The sequence below is a fragment of the Paenibacillus solani genome (genome assembly GCF_050475945.1).
GTDB lineage: Bacteria > Bacillota > Bacilli > Paenibacillales > Paenibacillaceae > Paenibacillus_AQ > Paenibacillus_AQ solani_A.
In genome coordinates, this window is the sequence record NZ_JBCMXJ010000001.1 from 1 (window position 1) to 12,710 (window position 12,710).

The following is a 12,710-nucleotide window of genomic DNA, read 5'->3' on the forward strand; positions in this document are numbered from 1 at the left end:
TCACCATTTCGATACTTTCTCACCCACGTTTTAAGTTGTGTGCAACTTCGTATTCCCATTTTGTCTGCTATGGCTTGATAACTCGTCGATCCCTCCAGGTAGCATTGAACTGCTCTTAATTTGAACTCCTCCGTATACGATTGAAAAACTTGTCCCTTTTTAGCCATAAAAATATCCCCTCCAAGTTCGCTCGATTCTCATGATAACATGAGGCTTTTTTCGAGTGTCTACTTTGAGGGGATAATACCATCCCAACTGTTGGGGACAGGCTTCTTTTTCCTCTGTAAGAACAGCAACTTTTCATTACTTCCTATTAATATCATGTAGAAAAACCTACCTATTTGTGATAGACTCATTTAAAACCTATTCGCTGATTACAGGTACCCGGCTGCTTTGCCGGAAGACCGCGCTAAAGCGTAACAATTTCATTATAGATCTGGGGGGAAATCGACATCATGACAACCAAAAAAATGCGTTCAGACATGATCAAAAAAGGCTTCGACCGTGCGCCGCACCGCAGCCTTCTGCGTGCAGCAGGTGTTAAAGAAGAGGATTTCGGCAAACCTTTCATCGCCGTGTGCAACTCTTACATCGATATCGTTCCAGGCCATGTGCATCTTCAAGAATTCGGTAAAATCGTAAAGGAAGCCATTCGTGAAGCCGGTGGCGTTCCATTCGAATTCAATACCATTGGCGTTGATGATGGTATCGCTATGGGACATATCGGTATGCGCTATTCGCTGCCGAGCCGCGAGATCATTGCGGATTCCCTGGAAACCGTTGTATCCGCTCACTGGTTTGACGGCATGGTCTGCATCCCGAACTGTGACAAAATTACACCAGGCATGCTAATGGGTGCTCTGCGCGTTAACATTCCAACAGTATTTGTCAGTGGCGGCCCGATGAAAGCCGGTGTGGACAGCAAAGGCCGCAAATTGTCTCTGACTTCCGTATTTGAAGGCGTTGGCGCTCACCAAGTCGGCAAGATCAATGATGATGAGCTCCTGGAATTGGAACAATACGGTTGTCCTACCTGCGGATCCTGCTCCGGCATGTTCACCGCCAACTCCATGAACTGTCTCGCCGAGGCGCTGGGTCTGGCTCTGCCGGGCAATGGTACGATTCTTGCCATCGCCGAAGAGCGTAAAGAATTCGTTAAACAATCCGCGAAACAATTGATGGAACTCGTAAAAATGGACCTCAAGCCGCGCGATATCGTGACTGTTGAAGCGATTGACAACGCGTTTGCGCTGGATATGGCTATGGGCGGCTCCACGAACACGGTTCTTCATACACTCGCATTGGCTCAGGAAGCCGGTCTTGAGTACCCGCTGGAGCGGATCAATGAAGTCGCTGATCGTGTGCCTCACATTTCCAAGCTGGCTCCTGCTTCGGATTACTTTATCGAAGATGTGCATTTGGCAGGCGGCGTAAGTGCCGTTCTGCACGAGCTTCTCAAGAAGCCAGGTGCCCTGCACGGAGATCGCATCACCGTAACAGGTAAGACATTGGCCGAGAATGTAGAGGGCTGTGAAATCCAGGATCAAAACGTCATTCATCCGATTGACTCGCCATACTCCGAACGCGGAGGGCTCGCGGTTCTATACGGCAACCTGGCTCCTGAAGGCTCCATCATTAAAGTCGGCGCCGTTGATCCATCGGTTGGCGGATATCATAAAGGACCTGCCATTTGCTTTGACTCCCAGGACGAGGCGCTTAGCGGTATTGCCAACGGCAAAGTCAAGGAAGGCCATGTGGTGGTCATTCGTTATGAAGGACCTAAGGGCGGACCGGGTATGCCTGAGATGTTGGCGCCGACTTCACAGATCGCAGGTATGGGTCTCGGGGCCAAAGTCGGTCTTATTACGGACGGACGCTTCTCTGGCGCTTCCCGCGGCATCAGTATCGGCCATATTTCGCCGGAAGCTGCTGAAGGCGGACCGATCGCCTTCGTTGAAGACGGAGATATCATCGAGCTGGACTTGAACAAACGGACTATTCAATTGCTGGACGTTTCCGATGAGGAAATGGCTGTACGCCGCAGCAAATGGGTTGAGTTCGAACCGAAGGTGAAGACAGGTTACCTCGCTCGCTATTCTAAGCTTGTTACGAATGCCAGCTCAGGCGGCGTATTGAAGATCTAACAGAACACAAGAAAAAGGGTAACCCCGCAGGTTTGTATAAACCTGCGGGGTTACCCTTTTATATACCCGATTGCCTCTTTACCTAAGATATAATCCATATATTATAGCCATAACTATTCACTTCAAAGGAACTAACCTTGTGATGCACTGGCGACGGCTAAATCGCCGACATGCTCTTCCTGGACTTCCTGCGGCTCCTCTTTTGGTGGCTGGATCTTTGTATTCTTCTCTGCATATCGTCCGATTAACACATCCACTGGCATAAGCAGCATTTTTGGCTCCATGATCTCGCTGCCTTCCTTTAGACGTGCCTGACCTTTTGGATGAATGACACTGAGAAGAAGTTTAAGATACAGTCTGGACGAGCTTGCAAACAATCCGCGTCGTAAATCCATGACATGAAATCCAAATTGCTCGGGACCTCGTGAAATCATGGTTACTGCATACAAGCCTTGAATGTTCTGGAATTCGGGTCGATCAAGCACCATATTGGCCAGAGTTGGCAGATCCTTCTGTACTGCACGGATCATTTTGATGGCAAGCTGCATTTCCGAACGGGAACGGCTGCCGATCTCAAACAATTTCTTATTATCAAAATGGAGTTCCAGTACGGGGTCTCCCTTTTCAAGCCGGCTGCCATCTTCCATAACCACCGTTTTACCGGTGTACGCTCGTTTCCGGAAATGCAGCATCGGATCTTCAGGCGAAACCGTTTCAAGCCCAAATACCGCATGAAAGCCTTTTTCCCACAAAAGCCACAGCGAGACGGCCATTTGCTTGAATGGTGACAGCTTCTTCGCTTTCGCTTTGGTTTCCTTCGCCATCATATCGTCGATTCGGATACTCTTCATCCCCTTCTCCTCCGCGACTTTGAGAACACGTTCCAATGCAATTAACATTTGCTCAGGGGCGTCAGGATTCGCTCCCACCGTTGTCCCGCAATCATGAAGGAGCATAACCTCTCCGCCATTCAACTTAGCAAGCATTCGCTGAGTCAGCTTATCGGCGCCGATTTTGCTCCGCCAATCATTAAACATGGAAGACCACAAAATGATCCGACATCCGGTATTCTTGGCAAAATCGAATAAATTTACGATTCCCCATGGCGGTCGGTAATAATGAGAACGCTCGCCGGTGATCGAATAAATAATTTCATCCGTTCGTTTCACTTGCTTCCGGACGGTTACCGGTCTCATAAGCCAGTTGCTCTTATGAATATAATTGTGAATTCCAATTAAATGACCTTCACTATGGATCCGCTTCACGATATCGGGATGCTTCTCCGCATGGGAACCAACCAGAAAAAATGTCGCCTTCATATTATACTGTTTCAAAAGGTCCAATAATCTTGGTGTATACACAGGATCAGGACCATCATCGAAGGTTAAAGCAAATTCGTTTATGCCAGTTCCCCTGCGAAACACTCGGAAACCAAATATCCGGGTCAGGATACCGGGAATAAATGCATAAAAAGATGAAAGGTAAAACAACCATAGCAGTAATGTTTGCATGCTAACTCCCCGCTTTTTATTTCTATTTTTCACATGAACACACTATTATTATTTTAGCATAGCCCTTTAAGAAATAGGCTTTTTTTTCTCAAATCGTGTACAATGGTAACTATTAATACATATAAAGGAGCCGATAACCCCTATGCTTCCCTTGTATAAAAAATATTGGAGAACCGCTTTCGATATAGGTTTAATCATACTTACAGTTTACCTGGTTATGTTCATGTTCAGTAAACTATATCAAATTGCGGCTCCGGTGTTTTTATCCTTCCTGGTCTTCCTGATTATCGAGCCTTTCTCCAAATTCCTGAATCGGAGAGGACTTCCGAAGCCATTTGCCGCCGCTATCTCCGTTCTGCTCTTCCTGCTCGTCATTCTGGGCATCCTGTTTGGTGCTGGAGCACTCATCGTCTCACAGTTTATGAATTTACAGGATAATTTGCCAGCCTACACCCAAACGATTCAAAAGCATTTTTCCGAAGGCGTCATATACCTACAGACGAAACTTGACGCACTTCCACCGGATCTGGCGGAACGAATGAATGGTTATTTCCGGGATATTACCGCATTTGCCCAGGGAGCAGCCGAGTCCTTTTTTCATTATGTGATTGGATTTATGGGTTCGTTCTCCTCGTTTATTGCGAATTTCGGTGTGGCGATTATTCTTGCCTTCTTCCTGAGTATCGAGATCGGCAGCTGGCGGAGAATTGCCAAGGATAAGACGCCGAAAACCCTCAAGACAGCGTTTATTTTTCTGAAGGAGAATGTTTTCAAAGCGATTGGCTCTTATCTGAAAGCTCAGATGAAACTGGTGAGCATTACCTTTGTCATTGTATACATAGGACTCTTGATAGTAGGTACCGGGAATTCCTTGTCTATAGCTCTTATCTGTGCTGTTTTTGACATCTTGCCATTGCTGGGTGTTCCCGTTATTTTTATTCCGTGGATTACCTATTTGTTTATCGTAGGCAATACTGGCCTGGCTGTTGGATTAATCGTTCTACTGGCCGTCGTTGTTATTTCAAGGCAGCTGCTCGAACCCAAAATCACAGGGAATTCGATTGGCGTATCATCCGCTTTTCTAATGCTGTCCTTCATGATGATCTCGCTTTCTATATTTGGAGTTGCCGGTTTGATTCTGGCTCCCATCTTGCTAATTCTCATTAAGGAATTGCTTATGCAAGGATATCTGAAACAATGGATCCGTCTGCCGAGTGAAGAATTCGATGTTTCTCCTTTGGATATGTCGCGTTCTTACGCTGAGCCGGAGTCAGATTCAACAGAAGCCAAGAAATCAAATAGCTGACCAAATATTTCGGCTGCCTGATGACTGCTGTCAGGACTCCGATTCTCTACCAAGACAGCTGCGGCATAACGCGGCTTCTCGACTGGGCCGTATCCGATAAACCACTGGTTATTTCGGGCACGGCCTTTGTTTTGCACTTGTGCTGTGCCTGATTTGCCTGCAAGCGACCACCTACGATTTTTCAGAGACGAACTGCCTGTCCCATCTAGGACTACCTGTTCCATCCACTCAAGCAGGATTGAGGAGGTTTCCCGGGAAATACTGCTGCCTGTTGCAAACTCTATAAGTGGGGCAGTATCTTGAAGCAATTGGCCGTTGGCATATCGAACCTGCTTCACAATTCGGGGTTTAGTTTTCACCCCACCATGAAGCAGCGTGACAATGGCATTAGCAGCTTGCAGGGGGGATATGGCAACATCTCTTTGACCAATGCCTGTCTGCACTCTTACACCAGCATCTGAGGCATCCACGGAGCCGGAGAACACGGTCCCTTTCTCTTCATGATCCAATGGAGCGAATGAACTAAGGCCCAGAAACTGATGGGATCTCCAACCTACGGTTTGTCCAAAACCTAGCGCTGAGGCTGTATTTGATAATTGCCCAGCGGATAATCTTTCCGCAAGCGTTGCAAATACGACATTGCATGATTCCGCGAAGCCTTCACGAAGGCTTACCGTTCCATGTCCTCCCTTTTTCCAGCATGACAACCCGAACTTGCCGTATTCACCATCACAATGAAAGTGTTCCTCTGAGGTACTTAATCCATTCTCCAGAATGGCTGCGGCAGTGACCAGCTTGAAGATGGAGCCTGGCGTTACTGCTTTCAGCCCTCGGTTTTCCCACTGCCCCTCACTCGGAACGATATGTTCCGGGTTATAGAATGGTCTGGAGACCATCGCCACAATGTCTGCATTGCGGGTATCCAGTACCACAACAGCTCCTTCTTTCATGCCTGCTCTCTCCGTCAATTCCTCAATCCCTGTTTGGATATCGATATCAATGGTGGTAGTTACACGCAGCGGATAATAGGGATTGTCAGGAGCCTGCACCACGGGCTTGATATCTTGAATCACTTCGTTGGTGCCGTCAACTGGAAAATAGACAACCGTTGGTCCTTCTCCCCGTATTAACGAATCCATCGTTTTCTCCAAACCGCTGGTCCCGGTAACCTCCGCACTATCATGAATAAACAGGCTTTCCTTGCGCTGACCTGATACAAAACCAAGCCACTGCATCCCTGATTGGCGATCCCCATACCGCTGTTCATAAGGGAGAACCCTCAACTTGGGAAGGTCAAGCTGTCGAATCTTCTCGATTTGATCTTTAGTCAAAGAACGAGGGATGCGTGAATTCTCACCATGCCACAGTATCGGCTCCTTTATTCTCCCCCAGCTCTGCATTAAATCATCCACATTCGTCCCCAAAATGCGCGCAAGCTCGGCTAACTGATGATGGGAGTTGGTCAGCTCCTTCTCACCTGCCGGAAACAATACCGCTGCCCAGATCAGATTGCCTGTGAGCGGCTTTCCATTCCGGTCCGTAAAATGCCCCCGACCCGAATCCAGTATAATGCCCCGCTCGCGCTGAATCAGCGAGGCTTCTACCATCGTATGCCTGCTTCCGGGTAGCCGCTGGTGTTTCATCACAAGCTGGACCCAAGCCAAACGAAGCATTAGAATGGCAATCAACACCGTCAAGATCAACCATCCATATGTAATTCGCCTATTGCGGATCAGCCTCATGTTTGGGTCCTCCTAATTCATCATTGATTCATTATTATTTCCATTTGCAGGATAAATCAATCCATTTATAATCGCCGAGAGGCATAGAAAAAAAGCTGCTCCATCCGTCTTGGTTAACGGATGGAGCAGCTTTGGACTTCTACAATGTAAAGCGGGATAAAGTCTCTTTAAGCTCGTTTGACACATTCTCCAGCTGTGTAGACAGATTCACCAGCTGACTGCTAACGCTTTGCTGCTCAGTCGAGAGCGATGCCACTTCTTCAGAAGTTGCCGAGGATTCTTCGGCCACTGCACTCACATTACTCATCGCTTCCGAAAGCACAGTTTGAGATTCATTCAATTCGTCAATGGAATTCGTTACCGAATCCAACCGTTCGATATATTCCACCATCTGCTGCTGCACAGATACGAAGATATCATTCGTTTCCTTAACGGCATCCATCTGACCTTTAAACAGAGGATTGGCATCCAGTAATACCTGAACAGTCTCGTTCATTTCGGTCATAATCCGATCTGTAATCTGGCTCACCATATCGATGGATTGTCTGGATTGATCCGCCAATTGGCGGATTTCATCTGCAACGACCATAAACCCTTTACCTGCTGCTCCTGCACGAGCCGCTTCGATCGTTGCATTCAATGACAAGATGTTAGTTTGCTTCGTAATGTTCTGAAGCACATCCAACACTTTGACAACCGATGAGGTTGTTTCCTTCAAGCCATCTACCTTGTGCATCATGGATCGAGTCATATCCTCGGTCTGATGCGTCTTGTCCAACAAATCACTCAAATGTTTGGTACCAAGCTCACTCGAGCTTTCAACGTGACGGGCAGCTTTGCCCATTTCTTCGTTAGCTGTAACAACCATCTGCATCTGTTTCGAAATATTGTTGGTCAAATCACTGCCTCGCTCGGCTTCAACTGCCAAGCTGCTGGCTCCGTTCGCAATTTCCTCGGTAGCGATCGCGATTTCCTTCGCAGAAATCGCCGTCTTCTTCGAGGCGTCACTTAATTCTGCAGCCGTTTTGAGCACCTCTTGTGCCGTATTACTCGTCTGCTGAACGAGGCCTGTAATCTGTTCCATCATATCGTTAAAGCTTGCGGACAGCTGACCGATTTCGTCTTGACTCTTATGGTTTGTGCGAACATTCAAGTTGCCCTTTGCGCCTTCCTTCATCAGCAGGTTCAGTTTACCTAACGGACGGGCAATCATTCTAACCATCCAAATACCAATCAGAATAGCAATAATCACATCGACGATAGCTACGATAAGCGTGATGGTCAGAATACTCGTCGCATCCTTTGTAAGCTCACTCGTCGGAACGGAGCCTACAAGTTTCCAGTCGTTGATGCTTTGCGTATTATAAACAGCCAGAACATGTCTTCCCTGCTCATCCTTCGTTCTTACGTCATCCGTTTTGGTCTCCGCCGGGAAATCCTTCACGAAAGTCCATCCAGATTCTGCACCCACAATGGAGGATTCGCTTGAAGAAACTACCGTCCCTTCCGGACTGATCAATTGCAACTGGCCATTCTCACCCAGGTTGATTCCCTGCAGCTGTGTATCTAATACGGAAGCGTTAAGTTCAAATATAACCGTATACTTTGAAGTCATATCATTGATAGATCCCAAAGACCGGGCAATCGAGAAGAATGGAGCACCGTTGTTCTGAACGGTTGGCAGCCACATCACTTTCTTCTCGCCATCCTTCAATTCTGCATACCAGCTTTGCTCAAGGAAAGTCCTCGAGGATTCCGAAGCTTGTCCAGCAGATAAAACCTTCTCTCCCTTAGACGGGATCAAGTAGATGGCTCTAATGGACGAATCGGATGTAATCTGATTGGAAAGTTTGTCCCGAATACTGCGTTCAACCGTAAACGCATCATACTCGCTTAAGCCTTTGCTCGTGTACTGATTCAATAACTTTTGCAGCTCGATATCATAGAAAACTTGCCTGCTGGCACTTTCATACTTTTCCAGGATAATATCGATTTTCTCAGAGGTCTGGATAATCGTCTGCTGGTTGCCATTCGCAGCATTTTTCTCAATGGTGCTCTTCGCTTTATCATAAGAAAGATAACCCAATACGATCACAAAAAATACGATAGTGGATAAAAAGATCAAAAACAGACGGATTCCAACAGATTTTGCGGGATTTACGGGCATCCGGCTGATAGCCGTACCCATGTTAGAAACAAACGATTTAGCATTATGTATCCCTGTTGATGCCGAAGGAATCTTTTTCTCCTTGTTTCCTCCGTGCTTTCTGTCCTTTTTCGGCTTCTTATCATGCTGCTCGACTCCTGACATTAGCTGTTCACCTACCACAATCATAATATTAATACGCCGGACTAATTTCCCAAAACGTATTCCCTACTCTTTATTTCGACAAAACAAGGGCTTTTCCTTTGGCTTTTCGCAAAAAAAATAATTCGTTAACCCTAAATTTCTCAAAATAAAAAGAATTCAGGTCATACTGCGGACCTGAATTCTCAATTGTGTAGTTATTTAGAACTATGATCTTATGACCCTTTATGTTTCCGCATCATATCAAAGTTACGAAGCGGCTGATCCACCTTCATGCGAATAAGCTGTAAAGGATGCCGCGCTGCATCCAGCTCTTGGCCATTCTCATCCTGAATGGAACCAACTTTCTGTTTAAAGAAAGTCCCTTCAGGTCCGAAAAATTCAATTTCATCCCCTGGCTTGAAATGATTTCGCTGCTGAATAACAGCTATTCCTGAGTTCTCATCGTATTCCATTACCAATCCAGCAAAATCATATGGAACTGCTTTCTCTTCCGGCTCATAGATGTGATCCTCATGATCCGGCGTGTCATAGAAAAAGCCGGTATTCAGTGGCCGGTTGGCTGCTTTATTAATTTCCTCGATCCATTCGGGTTTTAGCACATAATGTTCAGGATCTGCCATATAGGAATCAATCGCCTGTCTGTACACATTAACCACTGTGGCTACATAATGGATCGATTTCATCCGGCCTTCAATTTTGAAACTGTCGATGCCAACCTCGATCAAATCGGGAATATGCTCAAGCATACAGAGATCCTTAGACCCCATCGTAAATTGATTATCTTCCTGTTGGAACAACGGAATCTGCGTAACACCCGGTTTGAAGGGCGATGGAGCCGGCAGGGACTGTTCCATCAATTGCTGCTCTTCAGAGACCCAATTACCTTGCTCTTCTCTTCCATCCTCAAACAAGTCATACTTCCAGCGGCAGGACTGGCAGCATCCGCCGCGATTGGAGTCACGATCCGTAAAATGATTGGACAATACGCAGCGACCAGAGAACGAGGAGCACATCGCACCATGGATAAAGGCTTCGATCTCGATATCAACATGCTCTTTAATCGTAGCGATCTCTTCCAAACTCGTTTCCCGCCCCAATACAACCCGTGGCAGCCCTTCGTCCTTCCAGAATTTCACGGCCTGCCAATTGAGTGTGGATTGCTGCGTGCTCAGATGCACTTCAAGCTTGGGAGCAGCACGTTTGGCCACCTCAATAATAGCCGGATCTGCAGCGATGATCGCCGCAATGCCTGCTTCTTCCAAACTCCGCAGATAGGATTCGATTCCCTCAACATCTTCATTATGCGCGTAAATGTTAGTTGCAACAAAGACTTTGGCTCCGTACTTCTTGGCGAATTCGACGCCTTCTTTCATTTCTTCGAAGCTAAAATTATCCGCATTTGAACGAAGGCCATATTTCTGGCCCCCGATATATACTGCATCGGCCCCATAGTGCACCGCAAATTTTAATTTTTCCAAATTTCCAGCCGGGGCGAGCAATTCCGGCTTGTCCAGGCGATAGCGTTTGCCTTTGTACTTTGGCTGTGCCATTGCTTCCATGCTGTCCACTCCTTAATAAACTTGTTCCTTGTAGAAAAATCCAAACGACAATTCACGTTCGGGATCCTGAATTGCCCGGATTCCGTCCAACCATTCTTCCTGAAATGCATATGCAGAGGCATCAGCATGATATAAATCAATCGCTTGACGGTAAGTCCGTATCACAAGCTCATTGTAATGACGAGGCTTCAAAAGCGTCTCGATTTTAAAGCTGTCAATGCCTGCCGCCATCAATAAATGCAAGTCCTCCAACATGCAAATATCCTCCGAACTCATAATATGAGTCCCGTTAATATCCTCATAGATCGGATACTTCTCTTCTTGGCGTTCATTCTCAATGAGAAACAGGCCGCGTTCCTTGCCAAGACTGCCTTCAGTCAAAGGTCTGCCTTGTTGCTGCATATAGCTGTTCACCAAACGGCGTTTCGAATGATAAATATTAGTCATCCCATGGACCTGCACCTGTGCTTCTAATTGAAGCTGCGGTTTCATCTCCGTTACTTCATCCATATTCAACTCACGCGCAAGAATAACCCGGGAGGCGCCTTTGCTTCCCCAGTAATTCGCTGTTGAATAGTTGGTAGCAGTCATTTCTGCATTCCAATGAAGTTTGATTTGCGGAGCCAGCTCTTTTACGGTAGTAAGCACGGAAGGGTCATTAAACTCGACCGCGTCCACTCCGATATCTCCTAATGCTTTCACATAAGCAGGTAGTTCGGGCAGCACATCATTGGTCATCAAGTTATTTAAGCTTACGTACACTTTGCTATCCCGCATATGGGCAAGGTTTACGATTTGGGTAATCTCATCCACTGTCAGATTGCCGGGCAATCTCATGCCGAACCGATCCTCTCCCACAAGCAGTGCATCGGCTCCTGCTGCGAGGAAAGCCGCGGCATCGGACACTGAGCCGGCTGCCGCCAATAATTCTGGTTTGATACTCATATCTAAAATCCTCCCTACCTAGGGGTAGTTCAACAAAACTCTTCCGATTAGGAGCTAGTGGAGTCTTGCTTAACTCGTATTATTATTGTTGTGCCATCTTCTTGCTGATCTCGATGTTCTTCAAATGCTCTTTATACGTCTTGGCAAACAGATGCTCTTGCGTACCGTCTTTCTTCGTTACATAAAATAAATAGTCGGATTTCTCCGGATTCAGTGCAGCCTGAATGGACGCCAGACTTGGACTTGAGATGGGACCCGGTGGCAGCCCCTTCTGGCGATAGGTGTTATACGGACTCTCCACCTCCAAGTCGGAATAAAGCAATCGTTCTTTCGGCTTATCCAGGAGATATTGAACGGTCGCATCGATCTCCAGCCGCATATTTTCCTCTAATCGGTTATAAATAACGCCAGCTACAAGTGCACGTTCTTTGTCTGCAACCACTTCCCTCTCAACCAATGAAGCGATTGTCATCAGTTCATGCAAACTCACCCCGCGAGCCTTCAATTGGCTCTGCCAATCCGGTATTTCATCTAAACGTTTCTCAGTCTCCTTCAGCATTGTTTCTACAATGCGCTCTGCCGTGAGGTCCTTCTTCGGCAAATCATAGGTTGCAGGGAACAGGTATCCTTCCAGGCGATGTCTAAGTTCCGCCCCTTTTGGGATTTCATCGACAATCGGCACATCCGAGCCCTTGTACTGGTCGACTGCTTTCAAAAAATCCTTCTCATCTATTCCACTCTCACGAGCGATAGTTTCAGCCATTTGGAGGACCGTATATCCTTCGGGAATTGTAAAACGGACCATCTCCTCGGGTTTCACGTCTCCGTTGTTCATTTTAGTCAACAGTTCTTGAATGGAAGTTCCCGGTACGGCCTCATAGGTTCCCGCCATCAGACGGTTGCCCTCATTGGTAACCTTTAAATAACCTTTAAGTATAAGGGCATTCTTAATCAATCCCTTTTCCTCAAGCAGATCGGCGATAGAGGACGTACTCATGCCGGATTCTACCGTGAATTCGATAGGGGTTTCCGAGCTCTGAACAGGCTGTAGTCCATTCCAAACATAAAACACAGCCCCGCCCGCAACAAGGATTAGAACCAATACTGCTATTGCCAGTTTCTTCAATCTACTCATCCCTTCACACCAAAAGGGGCGGACAGCGCCGCCCCTTCCTGAACTTTCATTTGAAAA

9 protein-coding genes are annotated in these 12,710 nt (G+C 46.9%); 2 read left to right on the forward strand and 7 right to left on the reverse strand.

Annotated features, from left to right (window positions below):
- Positions 1-167, reverse strand: a 167-nt coding sequence (locus ABEQ74_RS00005) for a transposase (protein ID WP_430118515.1), incomplete at its 3' end; no start/stop codon positions are given.
- Between the two features lie 288 nt (positions 168-455).
- Between ABEQ74_RS00005 and ilvD the strand changes: the two genes are divergently transcribed.
- The gene (ilvD, locus tag ABEQ74_RS00010) at positions 456-2,144 is read left to right on the forward strand and encodes a dihydroxy-acid dehydratase (protein ID WP_430118169.1); all 1,689 of its coding nucleotides are present in this window, start codon (positions 456-458) and stop codon (positions 2,142-2,144) included.
- A 131-nt stretch (positions 2,145-2,275) separates the two neighbouring features.
- Here ilvD and ABEQ74_RS00015 read toward each other — a convergent pair whose 3' ends face one another.
- Complete coding sequence (locus ABEQ74_RS00015; protein WP_430118171.1) at positions 2,276-3,655, reverse strand: polysaccharide deacetylase family protein; 1,380 nt, start codon at positions 3,653-3,655, stop codon at positions 2,276-2,278.
- A 142-nt stretch (positions 3,656-3,797) separates the two neighbouring features.
- Here ABEQ74_RS00015 and ABEQ74_RS00020 point away from each other — a divergent pair, with 142 nt between their 5' ends.
- On the forward strand, positions 3,798-4,961 hold the full coding sequence (locus ABEQ74_RS00020) for an AI-2E family transporter (RefSeq protein WP_430118173.1): 1,164 nt from the start codon (positions 3,798-3,800) through the stop codon (positions 4,959-4,961).
- Here ABEQ74_RS00020 and ABEQ74_RS00025 read toward each other — a convergent pair.
- From ABEQ74_RS00025 to mltG, 5 genes are all read right to left on the reverse strand, one after another.
- Complete coding sequence (locus tag ABEQ74_RS00025; protein ID WP_430118175.1) at positions 4,910-6,703, reverse strand: peptidoglycan D,D-transpeptidase FtsI family protein; 1,794 nt, start codon at positions 6,701-6,703, stop codon at positions 4,910-4,912. The two genes, ABEQ74_RS00020 and ABEQ74_RS00025, sit on opposite strands and share 52 nt — an antisense overlap.
- A 139-nt stretch (positions 6,704-6,842) precedes the next feature.
- A complete protein-coding gene (locus tag ABEQ74_RS00030; protein WP_430118177.1) occupies positions 6,843-9,014 on the reverse strand; it encodes a methyl-accepting chemotaxis protein in 2,172 nt (723 codons plus the stop codon).
- Positions 9,015-9,226: 212 nt separating this feature from the next.
- Positions 9,227-10,573, reverse strand: coding sequence for a peptidase U32 family protein (locus tag ABEQ74_RS00035; protein ID WP_430118179.1), 1,347 nt, complete (start codon positions 10,571-10,573; stop codon positions 9,227-9,229).
- Between the two features lie 12 nt (positions 10,574-10,585).
- Positions 10,586-11,518: a peptidase U32 family protein gene (locus tag ABEQ74_RS00040; protein ID WP_430118181.1), complete on the reverse strand. Its 933-nt coding sequence runs from the start codon at positions 11,516-11,518 to the stop codon at positions 10,586-10,588.
- A gap of 82 nt (positions 11,519-11,600) precedes the next feature.
- Positions 11,601-12,644 (reverse strand): endolytic transglycosylase MltG, encoded by a 1,044-nt coding sequence (gene mltG / locus ABEQ74_RS00045; RefSeq protein ID WP_430118517.1) that lies wholly within the window; start codon positions 12,642-12,644, stop codon positions 11,601-11,603.
- Positions 12,645-12,710: the final 66 nt, after the last annotated feature.

What these genes read in the sequence shown, in the direction of transcription:
- ilvD (WP_430118169.1), top strand. Translation starts at nt 456, where the DNA reads ATGACAACCAAAAAAATGCGTTCAGACATGATCAAAAAAGGCTTCGAC.
- ABEQ74_RS00015 (WP_430118171.1), bottom strand. Translation starts at nt 3,655, where the DNA reads ATGCAAACATTACTGCTATGGTTGTTTTACCTTTCATCTTTTTATGCA.
- ABEQ74_RS00020 (WP_430118173.1), top strand. Translation starts at nt 3,798, where the DNA reads ATGCTTCCCTTGTATAAAAAATATTGGAGAACCGCTTTCGATATAGGT.
- ABEQ74_RS00025 (WP_430118175.1), bottom strand. Translation starts at nt 6,703, where the DNA reads ATGAGGCTGATCCGCAATAGGCGAATTACATATGGATGGTTGATCTTG.
- ABEQ74_RS00030 (WP_430118177.1), bottom strand. Translation starts at nt 9,014, where the DNA reads ATGTCAGGAGTCGAGCAGCATGATAAGAAGCCGAAAAAGGACAGAAAG.
- ABEQ74_RS00035 (WP_430118179.1), bottom strand. Translation starts at nt 10,573, where the DNA reads ATGGAAGCAATGGCACAGCCAAAGTACAAAGGCAAACGCTATCGCCTG.
- ABEQ74_RS00040 (WP_430118181.1), bottom strand. Translation starts at nt 11,518, where the DNA reads ATGAGTATCAAACCAGAATTATTGGCGGCAGCCGGCTCAGTGTCCGAT.